This window comes from Terribacillus saccharophilus (assembly GCF_000725365.1).
Classification (GTDB): Bacteria; Bacillota; Bacilli; order Bacillales; family Amphibacillaceae; genus Terribacillus; species Terribacillus saccharophilus.
The window spans coordinates 19,780-41,188 of sequence record NZ_CP008877.1 but is presented as its reverse complement, the minus strand read 5'-3'; the positions used below and the strand labels follow the sequence as shown (position 1 = coordinate 41,188).

Genomic DNA, 21,409 nt, shown 5'->3' with positions numbered 1-21,409 from the left:
AGAGGATGCAAGCACTCCCAGGGGTGCTTGCTTTTAAAGGGGAAGAAAAGATGTTATTAGTAAATAAATTCGAAATGCAAGTTATCAAGGCTTTCGCCTTAATCGTGGCAATGCTCAATCCACTGATTGAGAAGTTTAACAAAATGAATCTGACTAGATTCAAGAAATTCATGCCTTATCTAAAGACGGCTGGTGTTTTAGCATTCACAGCTGGTTTATTCTTAATTGTTCCTGATATCTCCTTTGCAGAGTCTGACTCCAGTATTACAAAGAGAATTAATACTGGTGTGAAATCAATTCAGACTGTTCTTACAGGTATCGTGGTTGTAGTTGGTATCGTGGCTGCATTAAAAATCATTATTAAGCACCTTCCAGGCATTGATGACCCACATGTAAAAAATGAAATGTGGAAGAGCTTGGGTGGCGTTTTATTGGCAGTAGGTGCAGCAGCTGCTGTAATTTGGCTTCTTCCTTGGATCTACGGTCTATTCAAATAATAAGGTACTTAAGAGAAAGCTTCATTGCTTTCTCTTTTTTCTTTTTAGAAAGGAGCATGAACAATGGATCAGGATCAAATCAAACAAGCATTACTGGAATTGATTGACTCAGATACTAGAAAAGGTCGGAAATGGTTCTTTCCAAAAAACGTTGATAACCAATACAAAATCTTTATGAACATGACCTTTAAAGAACTGGCTTTGTTTGTTCTACCATCCCTTTTACTTTCGGGTGGTATTGCCTTTATCCCTCCGTACAGTTCAACGGTCTTTTGGTTTATAAAATCGTTTCTGATTGTATTCATCCTTGTCATTCCAGTGTTTTATGTGAACTACAGACCCGTTAAGTTCCGGGAAAATCTTCGGGCGAAGGATTTCATCAAAGAAATCTTGGATTTCCGGAAGAAAAAGAAAATGTACTTTGTGAGACCAAAAGACAGGTCTTTAATCAAATAGTAATTAGGAGTGAATGAGTTGAGCGAAAAAGAAATTTCCTTCAATGATATCAGCCCGATTGAGGGCGTATATTCGGACTTTGTTTATCTAAAGGAACATGCTCTGGTCACCTTGATAAAAGTAAAGGGCGTGAACTTTGATTTACTCTCCCTTTACGAACAGAATTCTATCTTTGATGAATATGGAGCATTTTTGGCTCAAAATATTCACTATCACCCACAGACGGTGTCCATGACGATTCCAATCAAAATGGGGGATTACTTGAGGAAGTGGAAGTGGCAGCATATCAAGTCGGCAAATGATCCGGATGTAAACGAGCATGTAAGGCAGTTACGAGCCAGTTACTTATACGAGTATCAAAAGACAGAGACGGATTTGAGTATGGCTGTAAAAGCACACTTCATCGTTCTGAAGGAGAAGCTGAAAAAGCCAACGCTTGAGTATCTTCAGGAAGCAGAAAACAGACTGACAGAAAAGACAGAAGAAATCATGCGAGCCATTCACCAGGTATTGAATGCTTATGATAGCCAGCAAGAAGTTCTTAGTGCGAATGAAGCATTGTCCGTTCTGCATCAGTTCTTAGATTATAAAACTTCTATCTATCACAATCATTAAAGGAGTGGTTAGGTTGGCAACACACGAAAACGACTACAAACCAGTTACACAGGAAGAACTTGAAATGCTACTTGAAGATAGTGGACTAATGTGAAAGGAAGGTAAATAAACAACATGAACTTATTGTCTACACTGTTAGGAAAAAAATCAGAAGAACCGAAGGTAAAAGAAGTCAATGAAATCGCAGGGTTAATTGACAGGGACGTTATCGAAAGCCGATATCCTTTCGTCTTTGAACTGAATCGAGAGTATATCGCTGCCAGTGGCAACTACATCAAACCCTATGTGATTCTGAGCTATCCTTCAGAACCTACAGGGAATTGGCTTTCCCCACTGAAACGATTGAAGGGGAATATCACCATTTCACAACACCTAGAGCCAGCCAATGGCGAGATATTGAATAAACACTACAATGACACAGTAAAGAATAAAGAAGCCGAATTGCTGAAGACATTGGATCACTACCGAAGAGAGCAGATAAAGAGGGAACTGAAGACAGCTAAGAAGCAGTTAGAACAGTCTTTGGATGAGAAGAGTGCCTTTATCTATCTTTACACATATGTGCTCTTACAAGCCCATTCTGAAGCTGAATTACGTTCCTTGGAAGAGGGATTAAATCGTGTCCTAATTAAGATTAATCTGAAGGGAATTTCACCTTACAGAAAGTACGACGAAGCTTATTTTTCGACTTTCCCATTAGGCATCAACAAACTACCGGAATATACGTATGCGATGACAAACACTGTCAGTGCCAGTTCCTTCTTTCCCTTTGATGACAACGAAATTTGTGACCTGACCCCGACGGCTACCATCGAGGGAATGAATAAGGAAACAAACTCGTATATCGCAATTGATTATCGCGATAAGGGAAGAACGTTGAACCGGAACAAAATCGTGTTGGGTACATCAGGTGGGGGGAAATCAACCTATCAGAAAAGCAATATTTACAAGAAAATTGCCGAAGGGATAGACAACATCTACATCATTGACCCGGAAGATGAGTATTCCAAAGATGTGAGGAAGTTTGGTGGAACGGTCATTGATTTGTCCAGTGCAAGCCCTACAAGGATGAATCCGTTTGAAATTTTATCCCAAGCAATGGATTCTGACGACGATGATGTTCTTGTAGGAAGTAGAAATCTTACTGATACTGACGTAGATAATCTCATTCGCCAAAAGGTCAATCGCTTGAAAGGATTTCATAAGGTCAACATGCCGGATATGGATCAAGTGCAATTATCCATCATATCGAACGTGTCGATGCAGTTATACGGTACATTCCGGGAGAAGAAAGATTTGGATGGCATGCTTCATGAAGATTGGCCGATACTGAGCGACCTTCTTCAGGCACTAAAGGAATTGAAGGAAATAGACCTACAGAAGTTCGAGCTTATCGAACGTTATTGCTTCATCCTGGAAGACATGGTGTCCGGTTCAAGTACGTTATTCAACGGACATACAAACGTAGATATGAGTGCCAAAATCATTTCCTTTAATCTAAAGCCACTCCAGACGGAGAAAGACATGCAAACTGCTGCTTATTTGAACACGTTCAGTTACCTGTGGGAATTGTTCACGAGTAACCCGAACCAATCGGATGAACTTTTCTGTGATGAGTTCCACTTCTTGTTGAAGAATGAAGAAAGTGCCGACTTCTTCTTCCAGGCATATAAACGATTCCGGAAATACAATGCTGGCGCTACGGTTACGACGCAACAGGTGCAGGATCTCTTGAACGCACCGAACGGCATGGGGGAAGCGATTGTCGGTAACAGTTACACGAAACTGTTATTCGGATTCGATCCACGGGAAGTAAACCAGATTATCGAACGGCTGAAGATTCCGTTATCAGATAAGGAAATCCACTTCCTGCAAGCGAAGAAGCAAGGGGAAGCACTTATCATCTACGGAGCACAGCGTGCTTTATTAAAGGTTAATCTTACTCTGGAAGAGTATCGTCTACTGAATCCGAAAGTGTATGAAGAGAAAACAGGACTGAAAGCTTCGGAATTACCAGACTGGTCGGAGAAAGTTCTCCTTTCCCAAAACGAAATCAGTCAGATAACGAACGAATTGAACAAAATCGAGGGATTCTGATATGAAGAAAATCACGATGATGGACAACCTCACCTTGTATATCAATAAAAAGGAATACAAGTTAGAGATAGATGAAAAATTCACCAATGTACGCTCATTGGAGGATATTGAAGACCTGGAGGAAACCCTGCCAGGTTTTTTTGATGTCGAAAGTATCAGTCGACAGCATGGAAAGGTGTTCTTGGTGTACGAAGTACCGGAAGGATACGAGCCGTTAGAGAAGGCGAAGAAATACGTTCCGGTTATCAAACTGCAATTAATCAAGAATCTCCTGGATGCTGATCCCTTGTTGGAAGCAGACGGCATGAGTTATTTGGATTTGAACAACATCTTCTTCAAAGACTTCAACGATATCAAGATGCTGTACCGTTCCAACGGGTTTCTTCCGTTCCATAAAGGCTTAAGCACCCTGGATCAATACAAGCTATTCATCATGGGATTCTTTAGTGACAAATACAGCTATAAACGATTTATCGTCAATAAGGATAAGCTCTTGTTGAAGGAAAAGAGTGAATTTCTGTTTGGGGTGAATGCTGCCACTGATTTGGCGCAACTTCGGACGTTGGTCGATAAGGAATTAGAGAAAGAACAAAATAGTTTTTACGAAAAAGTGCAGTTTCAGGAAGTAAGCAAGAAAAAGGGATTCAAGCGAAAAATCTACACATGGGTTTTCGGTGTATTGATTGTAGGTCTCTTGTTTGCTGGAGCAGTGAAACAGAATGAGAAGAACATCGCTGCCGATTATGAAGACCAATTGGCTGCAGCCGAATTGGACAATGAACTGACCATCGCTGTATCTGGTGGCGACACGGAAAAAGCGACGAAGCTTATGGAAGAAAAGGGCGAAGATCTAGACAAAGTTACTGACATGCTTATAGAAGCAGGGAAGTTCGATGAAGCCATTGCCTATGATAAGGATTCGGAGAAAAAGGTCGTTTCCTATCTCTATAAAGTGGATCAAACTGACAAGCTATTAGAACTGAAATCCAAGTCAACATTTTTAGACTATGAGAAAGAGATTGTTCTATACGATGCCGATGATTTGAATGGCAAAGCATCATTGATTGAAGACAAGGGCACGCTTAAACGCTTGGCTTTGGCTTTTATTAAACATGAGAACTTTGACTACGCACAAGGTGTGCTGACAAGTCTAAAGGATGACCCATCAGGAATTTATGGTCTGAGTAAAGCAGAGAAAGAAGAAGTGTCTCAATACCTGGATAAAGCCGATTTGGAAATGAACGTAATAGATTTAAATGACCAAATTTCAGCCTTGAAAGATGAAGATCCATTAGATGAAACAGAAGAACAGTTAAAAGAACGAGAAAAAGAGATTGAAGAGTTGGAAGATAGCCTTGTTGAGACCCAAAAGAAACTTATTAAACTGGATGAGAAATTGGGGATGGATGCATAATGGCTGCCATTACCACAACAAAGGTTGTTCTTACTGCTGGTAACTTTGCTGCTAAACATAAGAAGAAGATAGCTATTGGAGTTGTTGCTTCTTTTTTGGTTGCTACTATGGGACTTGTCATGATGACTGGTAGTGACATCAATGTAGAAGTCGGCACTGCTAAAGTGAATGAAGCTACTTTGGCTCATAGACCTGTTGTAGAAGAAATGGCTGAGAAATTCGGCATACCGGAATATGTAGATGTCATACTCGCTATCATTATGACGGAAACTGGTGGGGATGACCTTGATGTCATGCAAAGCTCTGAATCTCTAGGGTTACCACCAGGTACTATTACAGATCCAAACTATTCCATTGAGGTGGGTGTCAGTCACTTCGCAGAAGTGATTCAAAGTGCCAGGAAGATGGGGTTGGATTTCTGGACTCCGGTGCAAGCCTATAACTACGGTGGTGGATTCAACAACTACGTTGAAAAGAATGGTAAGAAATATTCATTTGAGCTGGCAACGAGCTTCGCGCAAGAACAATCCGGGGGAACGAAAGTGGATTACAGTAACCCCGTCGCTGACTTCAATGGAAACTGGCGTTATAAGTACGGCAATATGTATTATGTCAATTTGATTCAGTCCTATCTCTCTGCCCCGAATGGTGCAGGTGGTGACATAGGGAATGCAGATGCTTCTCCTTTAGGGATGCAAGACTACCAATCCTTGATGAATGAAGTACAGAAATATAACGGCTGGGCGTATGTGTGGGGAGGTTCGAAACCGGGTGTTGGTTTTGATTGTAGTGGTTTAACACAATGGGCATACGGTCTTCTGGGTTACAAGTTGCCAAGGACGGCTGCTGAACAACACCAATCAGCTGTCGCAATATCAGATCCACAACCGGGAGATTTAATCTTCTTCAAAGGAACGAATCCAGACCGTCCGGCAAATTCTGTTACGCACGTTGGAATCTATGTAGATGAAAATCGGATGTATGACGCCAGCAGTAGTGGTGTCGGTTACCATACCTGGAGTTCTGGATACTGGAAAGAGCACCTAGCAGGCTTTGGTCGTGTAGCGAAATAAAAGTAGCACGCCACTGAAAGGAGTTGGTTAACCAAGAATCAGCTTGTTTCAACAAATCATCTATATTAAGGAAAAGGGGAAAGAAGATGAAAAAAGGAAAAGGATTCATAGCAACTTTACTTGTCGGCGTACTTAGTCTTTCATTCGGGACTGGAGCTTTTGCAGCCACAGAAACTAAGAAGGATGTAAATGTGCAGATTCAAGGGGGAGAGTTTTCACTGGCAACTTCCGATATTGCGACTTTCGGAAATGTAACGCTAAAAGACCAACCTGTCACATACAATACTTCTTTCAATAATAAATTCACGGTTAAAGACTTACGGGGAACACAAGCCGGATGGCGTTTGGATGTCTCGGCAACGCCATTCACCGATGGCAAGAACACCTTGCCAAAAGGTTCCTTAAGCCTGACACCATTATCCAGCATCAGTCGAGTGGGTATTGGACAAGGTGCAGTTCCTGTTAAAACGACTACTTCCAATAAGGTGATTGATGACGGTGCTGTAACGTTTGCTAAGGCAAATGCAGGTGGGGGAATGGGCGTGTTCGATATGAGCTTCCCTCAAAACGCATTATCCGTTGTCATTGATCCGACCACTGCGAAATTAATAGATACAAGTGCTAACTACAAATCCACTCTGACTTGGAACCTTGTACAAGCACCTTAATAGAAACTTGAACCTTTAGGGATAGCTCTGACGCTATCCCTTTTCTCATTAGTAAAACAAAAATCTGAAAGGGGGAGTCATCATGAAAAAGATAGGGTGGGCAATCGTCCTCTTACTCTGTTTAGTATTCCAGTTCAGCATTCCGGTACATGCTGAAATCCGAACGGTGGGCGATAACGATACGGAATTCACCGAAGGCAATCGTCTATTGTTGTTTAAGAATGCCGATATAAAGGGCTTCTCCATCACTACGAATATCCCAAGTAGTCGATTGACGACGTATACCAAGACGGTGGCGAACGGATATTTCAGCACCGGTGGTGCCCGGTATATCACAGAAGAAGGCTATAAAACGCAAAACTATCCGTCGTTCCAGAGGGACTATGGCAGTAAGACACTGGCGATTGATAACTTGAAATTGGGAGATCGAGTAGATGTTAACTATAAAAATGTCGGTACTTATAATGGTCAATCAATAGATGTGAAGTTAACAATCTCGAATGTAGAATATGCGCGAAGAAGTTCCCTTCCCGATAACGGCATCAGCTTACTCGACTTTGGCGAAAATCCCTTTTCAGGTTTTTATTTTGCCAATATAGAATATGGCACACTGGAGTACACCTTCTACTATTCAAGCAGTGGAAAAACAGTATCGTTAGACGGTAACTCATTTCTAAGCTTCAACTCCCTGAATGGATATAACCTTTCATCAGGATTAGTTGAATTCGTGAATTATCTGAACTATGACACATCAAAAGCAGGGAGTGCCGTAGATGCTTATGTCAGGTCTGACACCAATGTAGAGTATCAAACCAAAATAGCGAACGTGGGCTATACCAGACCTGCATATGTCGGGATATCCAATGACTTTACAGATGTTATTGGAGGAAAAACTTTCACCAAGAATACCGTTTCTTTTCAGATAAAAGGGACGACCCAGAAATTCATCTTTGGTGGGGGATATCGGACGGGATGGACTAATGTCTCCACCGGAGTCTTATTCAATGTCACAGCAGTGGAACCGACTGTGACTGTTCGCAATGCTTCTGGACAGGACATCAATGGTAGATATATCGGGGCAGGGCAGGATCTGATTTACTTCGTCAATCAGGAAGTGAATACACTCGGTCAAGATGTCTTGGATAAGTATTCAGATTGGGCAGTGGCTGCCAAACTGCCAGCCAATTTGACTTACTCCAAAGCAGAACTTGTCAATGCTTCCGGAAACGTAGTGAAGGATGCAGGTACCTTCGCTTATAACAGCTCGACAAGAGAAGTCACTTTCAAAGCAAGTGACAATCTCCTGAGTAATGTCATGGATTATACAGGTGAAACGTACAGCCTGAAGATTTACACAAAGGTGAACACATCCGTTGGTAACGGGGTGAAGCTTCAGAATCTGGCTACATCTTCCACTATAAACGGTGTTTCCAAGCAAAGTGGAACGACAGTCGTCACGGTAGATAAAACAGCTCCAACAGTAAGCGTAAGCGCGAATACGACAAGTACCGTACATGACAGCGTGACCCTGACTGCGAAAGCATCAGACGCCAATATTGGCATGAAACGTATCAAGAAGCCGGACGGCTCCTGGGTAAATGGAGACACGGCTACTTACAATGTGACGGACAACGGTACATATACGTTTGTTGCTGAAGACGTTGCCGGGAATCAGGCCAGTAAGTCTTACGCAGTAAAAAATATAGACAAGACTATCTCCTTTAATAGTCCATCTATCTCTTCCATCACTGCACCTATTACGATAACGGACAAAGCACAGGCCACCGGAACCAACGTTTCTGCCTTCACAGTCAGCGACTGGAGAAGTGATGGCTCAAACAAATGGCGTGTAGATGTCTCTGCAACACCGTTAACCATGGCAGGCTCGTCTTACAAGCTGCCAAGTGGCTCTTTACAGCTGAATGCACTATCCGGAATAACCAGATTGGAAGGCAGTGGAACGAATCCTCAAAAAGGATTCAATGGCAAGAAAGTCATTGATAACGGCAAAGTGAGCCTGGTACAGGGCAATGGCAGCCGTGGCGTTTACCAACTGTCATTCCCTAACAAGGCACTGGAATTCGTAGTTGATCCGACGACAGCGAAACCTGGCAACTATAGCACGACCGTAACCTGGGAGCTCGTACAAGCTCCATAAAAAGAAAAGGGGGAGAAGGATGAAGAAGTTAGTCTCAATTCTGTTCACTTTAGCCATAGCATTCACAGCTGTAATTACAAGTGGTAGTAATCACGTATTCGCTGAAGAATCCAGTGGAATGCCATTTACAGTGGAACCTGTCTTGCCAAGTAATCAGGACAAAGGCATTGAGAATTACATTTCGGTAACTACCGGAAAAAAATCTATTTCACAGGAGTTACGATACAAAGTAAGAAACACGTCGGACACCACTCAAGTAATAGATGTCAATATCCTAAACGCCTATACCTCGGCTAATGGCGTGATTGAGTACAAGGCTGAAGAAACAAAGGACAACACAATAATCGACGAGGATTATGAGTTTCAGAGATACGCTGAAGCTCCTGAAACCATCACCTTGGAAAGTGGGCAAACGAAAGTAGTCAGTGTAAATGTCCAGGCTGATAAACGAGAGGGAACATTGCTTGGAGCTGTAAGCTTTCAATCAGAAAGTGGCAAAGAGAATGCCAATCAAGGTGGCATTTCCTTGGAGATTACCAATCAAATAAACAGCGTGTATGGGGTGGCGATAAACTTCCCGACTAAGGTAGTTGAGCCTGATTTCAGTGTAGGAGACGCCTTCCTGGATACCATGCCAAGTTATTATGTTTTCCGGCTGCCAATCACACTGAACAGTCCTATCCTCATGCAAGACATCAATCTTGAATACGAAGTGGACCTTGAAGGAAAGAAACTGTTCTCTTCCGAAACGTCATTTGACTATGCACCGATGACAAAGACAAACTTTGCGATACCGTATGAATACGAGGAACTGTTGAAGGACAAGCCGTATACCCTGAAAGGCGAAGTAACCTATACGGATCAAAACGGGGAAACACAGGTGCAGCAGTTTGAGAAGGTCATCGAGTACAAGGATGAAGAAGCCGGACTCGATGCACTGCTTACTACATTGAAGATACCTTTAGAGAAGAATGGAACTGCCTATTGGGTGTTGCCATTCTTTTTAATTCCTTTGATATTCTTTATTTTCTTCCTGATTTATAGAAGGAAAAAGAAGAAAAAGGACAAGGAAAATGAAAATCAGGAAAAAACGGAGGAAATCGCATGAACTTAAAAGTTGTCGTGGCGCTATCAATAGCGCTTTTAATCTCACTATTCGCCAATGCTGCACTCGGCTTCAATGTAAGTGACAAAGGAAATCAGGTCGAAGACTTACAGAATAAGAATGAGGAACTTACTTCCAAGGTGGATGAGGTTCAAGAAAGCCTAGACAAAGCCGAAGGTACACTCATCAATAATCAACTGGAAACTGATGGAGACTCAAGGAAGGTTGTAGAGGATTTCTTCCAAACACAGTTTGATTACAACAATGCTAGTTATGAAGCGCGTTTTGAGAAGATAAAGCAGTATGTCAACGATTCCGTTTATGGACAGTTAACAGCAGCCGGAATTCCTTCTACACCAAAGGCAGAATTTCAGAGTGAGGTCAGTGATCTAAATCTTTACTTGAGCACGGATAATAAGGTACTAAGTGGACTGGTTTTATTGGAGACCGTGTACACGATTGAAGGGGTGGAAAACCCACCTGTGACCTCGTTATTCCAAGTCGAAGTCAAGGAAGTTGACGGAAAACAGAAAATCGTACATTTAGAATCCTTGGGAACATTTTCTCCCATGACGGAAAGCTGAGGGAAACGATATGAAACTTAAAATAGGCATCTTTACTTTTCTTTTTGTTGTCCTTTTCTATCTTGCTTTATTCATTGTAGGCTTCATTCCTTTTATAGCTGAAAATAAGCAAGATTTTAGTGGAGAAGCTGTTACGGAATATGCTTTAGATATTGTTTTGCATCCAATCGAAAATATTCAAGAAATGCATGAGGCAGCCAATCCCTTGTTGTATATCTCTTTCGGGGTAATGCTTGGACTGTTTATTTACCTTATATATAAAACGCGTCACAAAGACTATCAGAATGTCGGAGAGAAATACGGGGTGCAAGGTTCTTCCCGTTGGGCGAAGAACGAAGAGATTTTCAAAGTCCCGGAACAGATAACCGTTCTTCCTTCCAATCAATTAATGAACGAAATACAAAAGACAATGGATGAGGTGAAGTAACATGGCAGAAAGCAAAGCAAGTGGAATCGTGATGGGAATCAAAGATGGCAAAGCCCTGATTCAACACGAGGCAAGCAAGTTGGCTAATCGAAATATGTACGTGGTAGGTGGGCCTGGTTCTTTCAAGACACAATCTTTTGTGTTAACAAACATGATGAACATTTCGGATGCGAGTATCGTGGTAACCGACCCGAAGGGTGAAATATACGAAAAGACAGCCAAAATCAAGGAAGCGCAAGGATATGAAGTAAGAGTCGTGAACTTCAAGAACATGGCGATATCCGACCATTACAATCCTTTTGGATATGTCCGGAAGGATTTGGACGCGACGACGGTAGCCAACACGATTGTCAGTGCCAAGAATGACGCGAAACGAAAAGACATCTGGTTCAACGCCCAATTAGGTCTACTTAAGGCGTTGATTCTTTATGTCCGGACGGAGTTCCATCCGGATAAGAGGAATATGGAGGGGATTTTAGACTTCCTCCAAGAGTTTGATCCGGAAATGAACGAGGACGGAGAAAGTGAACTGGACGAGAAGTTCATGGAACTGGACAAGATGCACCCAGCACGTCGGAGTTACGAGCTGGGCTTTAAAAAATCGCAAGAAAAGACCCGTGCAAGTATCATCATCAGCTTACTTACAACGATCGGAGATTATGTGGATGATGACGTTGCCAACTTTACGAAGAATAATGATTTCTTCTTTGAAGATATCGGCACCAAAAAGGTTGCGCTTTATGTGTTGATTCCAACGATGGACACCACATGGGAAGGGCTTATCAACCTTTTCTTTACGCAGCTGTTCCAGGAGCTTTATATCCTGGGAGACAAGAATAACGCGAAGCTTCCTGTTCCGGTTGTATTACTTTTGGATGAGTTCCCTAACTTGGGGAAATTCGATAACTACGAGATATTCCTGGCAACCTGCCGGGGATACAGAATTGCTTGTTGCACAATCTTACAGAACAACACGCAGTTGATGGATAAGTATGGTAAAGACAAAGCCGAATCCATCCTGGGTAACTGTGCCATCAAGATTTGTTTAGGAAACGTCAACGATACGACAGCCAATTACTTCAGTAATTTAATGGGGAAAACCACGGTCAAAGTAGAGACTGGAGGAAGGTCGCTTTCAAGAGGTCAATCTGGAAGTTCATCCAGTAGTTCCAACTATTCCTTCTCTCAACGATCATTGATGAATTCTGATGAAATCCTGACGATGTCAGAGGATGATAGCTTGGTACTCATCGCTGGTAAATATCCGATTAAGGCGAAGAAAGCCAAACAGTTTGTGTTATTCCCTGGTCTGGCTGACAAGTATGAAGTGTCCCAGATGGAGTATCAACGGAAAACAAGCCAGGCATCCATCGAAGAATATGAAGAGACAGTGGCAGCCTATGAAGCTCTCCAAGAGAAGAAGGAACAAGAGCACCAGGAGAAGTTACGCGAAGCACAGGCGATAGAGCAAGAGCGTCAGGAAAGAATGCTTCAGGCACAAGCCGATGAAGAGCTTGATATTGACGGGCAAATAGATGATGCACAAGATGATGTGTTGGATCAAGCGCGATTTAAGGGGATGTATGATAACACAGAAGAAGCGCTCAACGTGTTAAATGCTATGTCAGAAGAAGACAGTGAAGGAAAGGTTGGGTGATTTAAGTGGGTTTTTTAGATTGGGCTTCAGATAAGGTCGGAAGTAAGTTCCAAGAGGTTATAGAAGAAACAGTCACTGGTTGGGTAGAAGATGTAATGGAGTGGAGCCTGGGCTGGATGGTTAAATTAGCTTACAATCTTCCGGAAAATGCATTCGTTAAAGAAGTATTAGATTATCTTGGAGGGTTAACGAGTATATTTGCCGTTGTTCTTGTACTCTATAAAATTATTGAATACATCGTAAATACGCAGAATGGAACACAACAATATCCCTTGGATGAAATACTGTTACGGACGGTTAAAAGTGCAGGAGCTATAATGATTCTCCCGTGGATTCTACAAAAATTATTTGTAGATATATCGCTTCCGATAGCACAAGACTTTGTAGATATGACAACCAAAGACTTTGATCCAACGAAGACACTTACAGTAGTGGGAGCGCTCTTGGGTGGAGGAGGAATCGTTCTAATACTAGTAGGGATTTTCTTCTTGGTGGTCTTCATTGCCTTCCTATACTCGCTATGTATTTTCTATGCCGATTTTGTCATTATGATGATACTGACGGGGCCTGTTGCACTATCCTTGATTGCTGATGACAATAACTACTTCTCAGTCTGGTGGAGAGAACTTCTTTCCATGGTCACAGCTATGTTAATAAAAGTATTTCTAGTAACACTTATCATCAATATTATTTTTGGAGAACAGCCACCAGAAGCTGATTTACCTGCTACTTTACTTTTGGCAGTTGGTGCAGGAGCTTTAATTATCAAGACACCTTCTGTTCTAAAGAACATGTGGTACGGAGGGGGCAGCGCACAAGGTGTTCAAAGAGGTGCTGGACGGATGGGCTCTATGGCTTCCAGTATGCTAATGTCGAAGTTCATGGGTGGCATGAAAGCTCCAATGAAGTAAGGAGGAAACAATATGTATCTAATTACCTTACGGCAGATGTCGGAAGTTGAGATACCGAAGATGGAATATGACCATCCTTTGACCTTCTCTAAGGCGAATGACATGCTGCTTGAAGCAGTTATGAAATATAAACAAACTGGACAACAAATCAAATTGAGATATCGAATCATCAACATCGAATCGGGCGAAAGTATCTTTAACGCCCGATTCACGATTAGTCAGGATACGGATAGCCTGTTTCAAGTAATCCGGGGATCAAATAGTATCCCGAAGGAAGTCGTGGACTATGTATCAGGCGTGGAATCAAAATCAGTGGAGGAAACGGAAGTCGATATTTCCTTCAATAATCACGTCGAGGAAAAAGCCAAACTCGAACAACTGAAGACAGAGAAGAGCGATATCCAACAACAGCTCAAGAACGATGAAAAAGAGCGCATGCAACGGGATATGGAATACCAACGAAAGATGAAAGCCATCCAGGACGAAAAGGAAGCCTTGGAGAAAGCTCTCCAACAGAAGGAAAAGGAAGAGGCATTCAAGGAATCACAACGCCTGGAAGCCTTACGGCAGCTCGAAGAAGAGAAGCAAGAATATCAGCAGCGCATGGAAGAAAAACGAGCCCAGGATAAAAGGAAACAGGAAGAACATGAAAAACGTTTAAAGCAGGTTGAGGATGAAGCAAAAGTTTCCGAAATTGAACTTGCCAATATACAAGCTGAATTGGACAAGGGCGTCCTGGAACGTAAAAAGGAACTCCAGGAATTAGAGGAACAAAAAGCAGAAATAGAACGCCAGGCAAACTTACTGAAAGCAGAAGGTGAAGTCGAAGAAGTACAGCATAAGCAGAGACTTCAGGAGCATATGCCTTCACAACAGCCGATTCCAGGCTCTATAGATGTGCCAATCCATCCACCAGGTGTTGCTTCAGCAAGTATGAAAACGGCAGCCACTGTGGTTCCTAAGTTGACGATGAAGGAAAGGCTTCAGGAACTTGATTTTGAGGCTGTAAAGAACTACTCCGGGCAAGCGATCAAATTCACAGCAAAAGCATCTGTGAAGGGCAGTAAACGGGCTTATAAGCTTGCGAGAGACCACCGGGAAAGCCGGAAGGCTGCCAAGCAGGAGAAGCAGGAACAGTTAAGCAAGAAGCTGGATTTCGAAGAGAAACTGACCACGGAAAAGATAAAGTTCATGGATGAACTGAAAAAAGATAAGTTGATGCAGGAAAAGGAATTGAAGAAACAAGCCAGGCAACAGGCCAGGGAAGCTGAAAAGCAGGTGCGCATCGAAGAGCGTTATCGGGCTGAGAAGACCAGGAAGTTCCGGAGTCCTTCCCTGAAGCCTTTGAAGAATGTCCTTGCCCTTGTTTTGTTTGTCACTTTGATATTGGGTGTGGTGTACTACTTCGATTTGGGGAATGGCATCCCTATTGTTGACAGTGTGAAAGCTCAAATTAACGGTCTGGTGAATCAATTTTAAGGGGGATTCTAGATGGCAGCAGTGAACCAAGAAAAGCTTTTTGTGACGGCTGAAGAAAAGGAGCGCGCGAATAGCGTCAATATCCTAGAATACCTGCTTTCCATCGGGGAGCCGTTAAAGAGCCAAGGGAATAAATTTTATCGACATCAAGACCATGACAGCCTTGTAGTGAATGCAAAAAAGAACTATTTCAGCTGGAATAGCCGAAGTGTTTCGGGTAATGCCGTTACTTACTTAATGCACGTCCATAACGTTTCTTTTCAAGCAGCCGTGAAGCAAATCAATAATGATTTGGGAGAAAAGGATCTATCGGCTTTCGAAGCTCCGAAACATGCTTATTCAGATAAATTCCTTTATGACGTGAAGGAAGTCAATGGCAGCGATAATGCCTATAACTACCTGGTGCATGATCGGAAAATTGACACTCAAGTCGTCCAGCAGTTCATGCAGGCTGACTTAATCAAGGAAGACAGTTATAAGAATGTCGTCTTCAAGTGGAAAGATAAAGGGGAGCTCATTGGCGCTACTTTACAGGGAACGAGGGAAATCCCGGAAGAGAAGCGTATGCATGCAGACCGTCCTTACTTCAAGAAGGTGCTACCCACGACAGAAGAAGCCACCTTCAGTGGTTTCAACATCACCAGGGGATATCCGAATAAATTGTTTTTCTTCGAATCTCCGATTGACCTGTTAAGCTATTATTCCTTAAATAGGACTAACCTAATGAACTGTCGATTGATAAGTATGGACGGACTGAAGGAGAAAACAGTCCTTAAGACGCTGGTGAACACCATTAAGGAGTTGAAGGAAAGTGGCAGGTCATTACAAGGTGTGACTCTCTGTGTGGATAATGACCAGGCAGGACGCGATTTCATAGACAAAGTGAATAATCTTGGGCTGAAAGTTAAAGGAAAGGACGGAAATAGCTTGGATTTCCAAGTGGATATGCCGGATCTTCCGAAAGGACAAGAAAAGTGGGATTGGAATAACGAACTGAAAGCACAAGTTGCTTCAGCGGCCGTAAAAAAAAACATAACTAACGACATTGAACTATAAAAAACAAACACTAAGGCACTCATTTGAGTGCCTTTTTAATTTCCAGGGGGTTAACAGATTTATGAGTCATCTATTTGTATGTGAGAAACCAAGTGTAGCAAGCGATCTAGCAACAGCGATATCCGGAGGATATGAGAAAGCGCAAGGATACTTAATCGGGAAAGACGGGAAGATTTTTACCTATGCTTTCGGACACCTGGTGAGCTGTGTAAGCCCGGAAACAATCAATGAAGATTGGGGCTGGAGAGGTAACGTACATAAGCTGCCGTTCTTCAAGAAAGACATCCCCTTGGCAGTAATTGATAATCCTGGAGTGAAGAAGCAATACAATGTGGTTGTGTCCCTCATGAAAAAAGCAGACCTCATCTATATCGCGACAGATGCTGGAAGAGAAGGCGAGCACATCTTCCGGAAGATTTACGACTTGAGTGGCGTGAAGAAGCCGTTGAAGCGTCTCTGGATTCAAGATATGACGCAAGAGGGACTTCAAAAAGCCTTCCACAATGCGAAAGACGGTGCCGAATATGAAGGATTGGCGATGGCAGGAAAATTGCGTGAGGAATCGGATCTGATGATTGGCATGAATGCCACGATGATGGTGACGAAATTAAGCAAAAGTTCGAAAGTCCTTTCCCTGGGACGTGTACAGACACCGACTTTGGCAATGGTGGTAAGTCGTGATAAGACGATTGAAAACTTCTCCAAAGTGGTGCATTACACTATCGCTGCCATGGATAAGAACGATGAGAAATATGAACTTGTCTTGGATAAGGATACGCATCTACCGAAAGGAGAAGCGCAAATCATCCTGGATTCCTGTTCGAATCGCACCAACTTCTCTATTACATCCAACCTGAAGGATGAGAAGCCACAAAAGCTGTTTAGCTTAACGGAGCTTCAGAAACATATGAACAAAAAGTACAAGTGGGGTGCAGAACATACGCTGAACATGACACAGAAGCTGTATGAGAAAAAGGTGGTCACATACCCACGTACTAACTCCCAATACATCGCCAACGGTTCTGAGCTACCTGCATTGCTTCAGAAGCATAGAGGTAACGAAATAGTAGACACGATTGTGTCCGAAGGATACGAAATGGAAGCATCCTTCATTAATCCAGCCAAAGTCACGGACCATGAAGCTATCATCATTACGTCCAAGGTGGCTGAAAACCTTGCAGGAGATGAGGCCATTCTCTATGATGTCATCCAGACACGTTTCTTGGCTGCATTCTATCCATATGCACAGAAGGAAGAAACAGTCGCAATCTTTAAGGATGGAGAACATACCTTCAAGGCGAAGGAAAGTGTCCTGGTTAAACTCGGATGGAAGGCACTGTATGGCGAAACACTCCAGGAGGCTTCCCTGAAGCACACAGATCTGTCGGATGTCGGAGAATACATGCTGGTTGAGAAGGAAACAAAACCACCACAACGCTACACAGAAGGAACACTATTGAATGACATGGAACACGCAGCCAAGTTCCTGGAAGGAACGGCAGATAAACAAGTCATCAGAACTGTAGAAGGAATTGGGACTTCAGCAACCAGGGCAGCCATCATCGAGAAGCTGGTGGAACGTGGCTTCATCGAGAAAAAGAAGAATCAAATTATTTCCACACCTCTTGGTCGGGAACTCATCGGCATGATGCCAGCTGATTTCTCCTTATATAGTGTGCAGCTAACAGCATTCTTCGAATCAATGTTGGCACAGATTGAACAGAATGAACTGTCTCCAACGGTCTTTTATGAAGAACTGGAAGGGCTGGTACAACAGACAGCACGTGAAATTAAAGGAAATGTGAAGACCCTAGCTTCAGCTAAACCTGCCACAAAAGCAGTGATTGCCGAATGTCCGAAGTGCAAAAAACCAATTTACGAAAACGGCAAGGGATACTCTTGTTCTGGATACAAGGAAGGTTGCAAAATAACGGTCTGGAAGAACGGATTAGCCAAGTTAGGTAAGAGTAACATCACGAAAAATGAAGCTATCAAGCTCCTTTCCGGAAAAGTCGTAAAAGTGACGCTTAAAAGTAAAAGAGGTTCTTGGAAAGCTGAAGTAAAACACAACATAGAAAACAACTGGATCGAATTTGCAGAATAACTGGAGAAGAGGACGAACAGACCTCTTTTTTACATAATGATTTAACATTATAGATAGGAGGAATATTGTGTCGAATAATGTCGAGGTCAAAGAAATGTTTCAAGATGTAGCATTACCAGCAAGCCTTCAGAATTTTGCTTATGGAATGCTGGCGCTTGTTTTTCTTATCCTTGTCCTTGGTGTAGCATTTCAAATGTTGCAACGCTACAAAAGGGAAAGCAAATTAGCGAAATCGGGCATGAAGGATATTGATAAGATGGACGGATTCCAGTTCGAAGAGTACCTGAAGGTACTTTTCAAGAAACTCGGCTACAGATCAACGGTAACCAAGAAGAGTGGAGATTTCGGAGTGGATCTGTTGCTGAAATCGGAGAACAAGACTATTGCAATCCAAGCCAAACGATATGGATTCAAGAACAAAGTCTCACTAAAAGCTGTACAAGAAGTATATGCAGGAGGGACGTACTATTTAGCTGATGAAAGATGGGTTGTCACCAATGCCTTCTTCACAAAGTCAGCTTTGGAGCTTGCGAAAGCTTGTAATGTTCGGTTGGTGAATCGACATGAGCTTCAGGAGCTTATTCTGAATCTAAAGCCTGAGAAAACAGCAAAGCAGGTACGTTCTGAAGTAACACCTGAAGAAAAGACATGCCCAGAATGCAAAAATAAGCTGAAATTGCGCACTGGTCAGAATAACAGCGAATTCTATGGATGCAGCAACTATCCGATTTGCACGTACACAGCCAGCATTTATGAAGTGATATAATGAAGAGGACGCTTAATATTGAGTTAAGCGTCCTTTTTTAGGAGGAAAATATATGCGATGGATATTATTAGATGTGTTTTTAACGTTAGTATTTATTATTTTAGCTTTTTCTTTCTTGGATTTTTGGGGATTATTACTCGGGATGCTTCTTTTAACGGTGTTTAGAATATGGTATATCGTTAGGTGGATACGCTCTAAAGCACGTCGTGCAAAAATTAGGAGAGAAAGCCCCGTTAGTAGATACTAGTTAATACATAGAAATAGACCTCTGAAGCCGTTTAAGGCTCCAAGAGGTCTATTTTATCTTCAAAATGACGTTATTCCTCATCATATGGACGAAACTTTTTCCGAAGCGAATCCTGTTCCTCTAAACGCTGCATAATATCCTGTTTTAGATACAATTTAGCCCCACGTTTATCAATCTGTTCAATCTTTCTTCTTTTCACGAGTGACATGAAGGCTGGTTTTGTTATACCTAACATTTCATAAGCTTCAGTCGTCGATAAAAATTCGTTCTCCAAAATCTCCAGCAGCTGTTCACGGCTGAATTTAGTCATGAGATTTAACTTTCCTTTCCAGGAAGACACGTACTGCCGTAATGATCCAGACGATGGCAATAAGGACATCCATTATCTTCAGGAATGTGCCGGAATAGACATAGTTTCTGAAGAGCAAATATAACACTGTAAAAGTAAGGAACCCGGTGTCAAACTTTTTCATCACATTGGATATGATGCAGAATATGGTGTACAATAGAGTGAAGAAAAGGGGATTAAGCCCCTTTTTCTTGCTCTTGTTTTTTCAGCTCTTTGAGCTTTAACTTCAGGTCTACACATGCACTCAAGAGTTTTACAATTTCTTGTAAGCCCTTGATAACCGCTAGGCTGCCACCTGCGACTGCGAGTAGACCTGAAATCCACCAATTCCAATCCATCATATCTTGTTTCACCTCCTTTTCTTTATACTTATATTATACCAACCTATAGACAAAAAGTAAATAGGTTTATTGTTGTTTTAATAGGTTTTTTTAGTTTTTTTCTCTTTGTTTTGCCTCTAAAATTCCCTATATTGCAGAGTCCTTTCCTATTTTCCTTCAATATGTTTTTCCTTTAATAGTTTTTCTGTGTAGTAATACTTAATGAATGAAGTGGTCTATATTTTTCTGGGGCATATAGAGTTATATAATAATTTGTATCACTTGTTAAATAGCAAGTGTAAGTGGTATATTGTTGGTAGATAATGAATAACATAAAAAACCAGGGAGTTGTGTCACCAACACCCTGGCGCTGACTCAAATAGGAATTCTTTGCGAATAGACCACCCTTAAACTGTCCAAGGCTCAAGGGGGTCTATTTTTTGTCTATATAAGACAACAGGGCGATAATGAATACGCCAAAAGCTATCATGAGAGATAGACCTTCAAATGTTGTCATAAGCCTCACCCCCTTTAGGGGAATGAGCCAGACCGCCCTTGAGTGAGCCGAATACTTGTACAAGAGTATTATACCAAAATTAAAAAAAGAATCGGTGCTATAGCCGATTCTTTTTCTATATTTAGCCCTAAATTTCTCGTTTAAAATACATGACAATTTTATATGTACGAGTGAAAGATCCTATAGCTGTTGTTTCGGTATGAGGCACGATATTCACTAACTCCCATCCCTTTGCACCATGCTCATTTATACATTGATGCATGAATTCCTCGTTGTTAAGATGCTTTCGAAATATCATAATGTCATATTCAAATTTTCTCATAAAATACTCCTACCTGTATGTTTTTATATCTTTTTATCTTATATTTATATATCGGCTTTTTCGTACGTAATAATAAATAAGTCTTGGATATTGCAATCCAATGCAGCAGCCAATTTGAATAAGACAACATCTGCATGTCTACTCTGTTGATCAAATCGACTGATAATAGATTGGTCTATGCCTGTTTTCCGGGCAATTTCTGTTTGAGAATAGCCATGTTCCGTTAATAATTCTTGGAGACGAGGTGTAACAACCAATTTATATTTTGGCTCAATATCTGGCATAGGGAACAACTCCTTTATATATGTATTATGGCATAATGCATATATAATGAAAAGCAGCTCCCTGGCAATATTTTCATCATATACGCTTAGTAGTGAAATATCTGTTATCAGGACTATTTAAAGGATGGGGAATGGTACGATTGAATCCTTCGTACATAGGATATATTTCAGGGCTGCTGTTACTGAACACTTTTATCCGGGTGTTCTTTTTTAATTTTCAGAACGTCAAGTGACTCCTTTTCAGTATTGCAAAGTCCCATTTCTTCGAGACATTACTATCTTCATGGAAAATAAAAAGGTGTA

At 41.8% G+C, this 21,409-nt stretch carries 22 protein-coding genes; 17 read left to right on the top strand and 5 right to left on the bottom strand.

Annotated features, from left to right (window positions below; translation table 11 throughout):
* Positions 1-50: 50 nt before the first annotated feature.
* The 17 genes from GZ22_RS17655 (at position 51) to GZ22_RS17575 (ending at position 19,067) form a co-directional block, all read left to right on the top strand.
* Complete coding sequence (locus GZ22_RS17655) at positions 51-497, top strand: CagC family type IV secretion system protein (RefSeq protein ID WP_164072132.1); 447 nt, start codon at positions 51-53, stop codon at positions 495-497.
* A gap of 63 nt (positions 498-560) precedes the next feature.
* The gene (locus GZ22_RS17650; protein WP_041592312.1) at positions 561-953 is read left to right on the top strand and encodes a hypothetical protein; all 393 of its coding nucleotides are present in this window, start codon (positions 561-563) and stop codon (positions 951-953) included.
* Positions 954-971: 18 nt separating this feature from the next.
* Positions 972-1,568, top strand: a complete 597-nt coding sequence (locus GZ22_RS17645) for a TraC-like domain-containing protein (RefSeq protein WP_041592311.1) — start codon at positions 972-974, stop codon at positions 1,566-1,568.
* Between the two features lie 114 nt (positions 1,569-1,682).
* The gene (locus GZ22_RS17640) at positions 1,683-3,665 is read left to right on the top strand and encodes a VirB4 family type IV secretion system protein (protein ID WP_051748604.1); all 1,983 of its coding nucleotides are present in this window, start codon (positions 1,683-1,685) and stop codon (positions 3,663-3,665) included.
* 1 nt (position 3,666) lies between these two features.
* Positions 3,667-5,079 carry a hypothetical protein gene (locus GZ22_RS17635; RefSeq protein WP_041592310.1) on the top strand — a complete coding sequence of 471 codons (1,413 nt, stop codon included), beginning with the start codon at positions 3,667-3,669 and terminating at the stop codon, positions 5,077-5,079.
* Entirely contained in the window at positions 5,079-6,152 is a 1,074-nt protein-coding gene (locus GZ22_RS17630; protein ID WP_051748601.1) for a bifunctional lytic transglycosylase/C40 family peptidase, read from the top strand. Before GZ22_RS17635 ends, GZ22_RS17630 begins: the two co-directional genes overlap by 1 nt.
* A gap of 86 nt (positions 6,153-6,238) precedes the next feature.
* Positions 6,239-6,820 (top strand): WxL domain-containing protein, encoded by a 582-nt coding sequence (locus GZ22_RS17625; protein WP_041592309.1) that lies wholly within the window; start codon positions 6,239-6,241, stop codon positions 6,818-6,820.
* Positions 6,821-6,902: 82 nt separating this feature from the next.
* Entirely contained in the window at positions 6,903-8,978 is a 2,076-nt protein-coding gene (locus GZ22_RS17620) for a hypothetical protein (protein WP_041592308.1), read from the top strand.
* A gap of 19 nt (positions 8,979-8,997) precedes the next feature.
* Entirely contained in the window at positions 8,998-10,086 is a 1,089-nt protein-coding gene (locus GZ22_RS17615) for a WxL protein peptidoglycan domain-containing protein (RefSeq protein WP_041592307.1), read from the top strand.
* Entirely contained in the window at positions 10,083-10,667 is a 585-nt protein-coding gene (locus tag GZ22_RS17610) for a hypothetical protein (protein WP_041592306.1), read from the top strand. The genes GZ22_RS17615 and GZ22_RS17610 overlap by 4 nt, the downstream gene beginning before the upstream one ends.
* Before the next feature lie 10 nt (positions 10,668-10,677).
* On the top strand, positions 10,678-11,094 hold the full coding sequence (locus tag GZ22_RS17605; protein WP_041592305.1) for a hypothetical protein: 417 nt from the start codon (positions 10,678-10,680) through the stop codon (positions 11,092-11,094).
* Between the two features lies 1 nt (position 11,095).
* Positions 11,096-12,751 carry a VirD4-like conjugal transfer protein, CD1115 family gene (locus tag GZ22_RS17600; RefSeq protein WP_084160849.1) on the top strand — a complete coding sequence of 552 codons (1,656 nt, stop codon included), beginning with the start codon at positions 11,096-11,098 and terminating at the stop codon, positions 12,749-12,751.
* Positions 12,752-12,756: 5 nt separating this feature from the next.
* Positions 12,757-13,662: a conjugal transfer protein TrbL family protein gene (locus tag GZ22_RS17595; protein WP_041592304.1), complete on the top strand. Its 906-nt coding sequence runs from the start codon at positions 12,757-12,759 to the stop codon at positions 13,660-13,662.
* A 12-nt stretch (positions 13,663-13,674) separates the two neighbouring features.
* A complete protein-coding gene (locus GZ22_RS17590) occupies positions 13,675-15,141 on the top strand; it encodes a hypothetical protein (RefSeq protein ID WP_041592303.1) in 1,467 nt (488 codons plus the stop codon).
* A gap of 12 nt (positions 15,142-15,153) precedes the next feature.
* Positions 15,154-16,197, top strand: a complete 1,044-nt coding sequence (locus GZ22_RS17585) for a DUF3991 domain-containing protein (protein ID WP_041592302.1) — start codon at positions 15,154-15,156, stop codon at positions 16,195-16,197.
* Positions 16,198-16,258: 61 nt separating this feature from the next.
* A complete protein-coding gene (locus tag GZ22_RS17580) occupies positions 16,259-18,301 on the top strand; it encodes a DNA topoisomerase (protein WP_041592301.1) in 2,043 nt (680 codons plus the stop codon).
* A 94-nt stretch (positions 18,302-18,395) separates the two neighbouring features.
* Positions 18,396-19,067 carry a restriction endonuclease gene (locus GZ22_RS17575; RefSeq protein WP_041592357.1) on the top strand — a complete coding sequence of 224 codons (672 nt, stop codon included), beginning with the start codon at positions 18,396-18,398 and terminating at the stop codon, positions 19,065-19,067.
* A gap of 317 nt (positions 19,068-19,384) precedes the next feature.
* On the opposite strand, the gene GZ22_RS17565 is transcribed toward GZ22_RS17575, so the two are convergent.
* From GZ22_RS17565 to GZ22_RS17555, 5 genes are all read right to left on the bottom strand, one after another.
* Positions 19,385-19,624, bottom strand: coding sequence for a helix-turn-helix domain-containing protein (locus GZ22_RS17565; RefSeq protein WP_041592299.1), 240 nt, complete (start codon positions 19,622-19,624; stop codon positions 19,385-19,387).
* A 215-nt stretch (positions 19,625-19,839) separates the two neighbouring features.
* Entirely contained in the window at positions 19,840-20,004 is a 165-nt protein-coding gene (locus GZ22_RS18695; protein ID WP_164072131.1) for a hypothetical protein, read from the bottom strand.
* A 412-nt stretch (positions 20,005-20,416) separates the two neighbouring features.
* The gene (locus tag GZ22_RS18935; RefSeq protein ID WP_281176693.1) at positions 20,417-20,500 is read right to left on the bottom strand and encodes a putative holin-like toxin; all 84 of its coding nucleotides are present in this window, start codon (positions 20,498-20,500) and stop codon (positions 20,417-20,419) included.
* Between the two features lie 127 nt (positions 20,501-20,627).
* Positions 20,628-20,822, bottom strand: coding sequence for a DUF4177 domain-containing protein (locus GZ22_RS19140; protein ID WP_041592298.1), 195 nt, complete (start codon positions 20,820-20,822; stop codon positions 20,628-20,630).
* A 44-nt stretch (positions 20,823-20,866) separates the two neighbouring features.
* The gene (locus tag GZ22_RS17555) at positions 20,867-21,106 is read right to left on the bottom strand and encodes a helix-turn-helix domain-containing protein (protein ID WP_041592297.1); all 240 of its coding nucleotides are present in this window, start codon (positions 21,104-21,106) and stop codon (positions 20,867-20,869) included.
* Between the last annotated feature and the right edge of the window lie 303 nt (positions 21,107-21,409).

Bases quoted from the DNA above. Each gene is read 5' to 3' on its own strand.
- GZ22_RS18935 (WP_281176693.1), bottom strand. From the start codon at position 20,500: ATGACAACATTTGAAGGTCTATCTCTCATGATAGCTTTTGGCGTATTC.
- GZ22_RS17640 (WP_051748604.1), top strand. From the start codon at position 1,683: ATGAACTTATTGTCTACACTGTTAGGAAAAAAATCAGAAGAACCGAAG.
- GZ22_RS17615 (WP_041592307.1), top strand. From the start codon at position 8,998: ATGAAGAAGTTAGTCTCAATTCTGTTCACTTTAGCCATAGCATTCACA.
- GZ22_RS17555 (WP_041592297.1), bottom strand. From the start codon at position 21,106: ATGCCAGATATTGAGCCAAAATATAAATTGGTTGTTACACCTCGTCTC.
- GZ22_RS17650 (WP_041592312.1), top strand. From the start codon at position 561: ATGGATCAGGATCAAATCAAACAAGCATTACTGGAATTGATTGACTCA.
- GZ22_RS17625 (WP_041592309.1), top strand. From the start codon at position 6,239: ATGAAAAAAGGAAAAGGATTCATAGCAACTTTACTTGTCGGCGTACTT.
- GZ22_RS17565 (WP_041592299.1), bottom strand. From the start codon at position 19,624: ATGACTAAATTCAGCCGTGAACAGCTGCTGGAGATTTTGGAGAACGAA.
- GZ22_RS17585 (WP_041592302.1), top strand. From the start codon at position 15,154: ATGGCAGCAGTGAACCAAGAAAAGCTTTTTGTGACGGCTGAAGAAAAG.
- GZ22_RS17610 (WP_041592306.1), top strand. From the start codon at position 10,083: ATGAACTTAAAAGTTGTCGTGGCGCTATCAATAGCGCTTTTAATCTCA.
- GZ22_RS17600 (WP_084160849.1), top strand. From the start codon at position 11,096: ATGGCAGAAAGCAAAGCAAGTGGAATCGTGATGGGAATCAAAGATGGC.
- GZ22_RS17580 (WP_041592301.1), top strand. From the start codon at position 16,259: ATGAGTCATCTATTTGTATGTGAGAAACCAAGTGTAGCAAGCGATCTA.
- GZ22_RS19140 (WP_041592298.1), bottom strand. From the start codon at position 20,822: ATGAGAAAATTTGAATATGACATTATGATATTTCGAAAGCATCTTAAC.
- GZ22_RS17605 (WP_041592305.1), top strand. From the start codon at position 10,678: ATGAAACTTAAAATAGGCATCTTTACTTTTCTTTTTGTTGTCCTTTTC.
- GZ22_RS17575 (WP_041592357.1), top strand. From the start codon at position 18,396: ATGTTTCAAGATGTAGCATTACCAGCAAGCCTTCAGAATTTTGCTTAT.
- GZ22_RS17590 (WP_041592303.1), top strand. From the start codon at position 13,675: ATGTATCTAATTACCTTACGGCAGATGTCGGAAGTTGAGATACCGAAG.
- GZ22_RS17635 (WP_041592310.1), top strand. From the start codon at position 3,667: ATGAAGAAAATCACGATGATGGACAACCTCACCTTGTATATCAATAAA.
- GZ22_RS17630 (WP_051748601.1), top strand. From the start codon at position 5,079: ATGGCTGCCATTACCACAACAAAGGTTGTTCTTACTGCTGGTAACTTT.
- GZ22_RS18695 (WP_164072131.1), bottom strand. From the start codon at position 20,004: ATGATGGATTGGAATTGGTGGATTTCAGGTCTACTCGCAGTCGCAGGT.
- GZ22_RS17620 (WP_041592308.1), top strand. From the start codon at position 6,903: ATGAAAAAGATAGGGTGGGCAATCGTCCTCTTACTCTGTTTAGTATTC.
- GZ22_RS17655 (WP_164072132.1), top strand. From the start codon at position 51: ATGTTATTAGTAAATAAATTCGAAATGCAAGTTATCAAGGCTTTCGCC.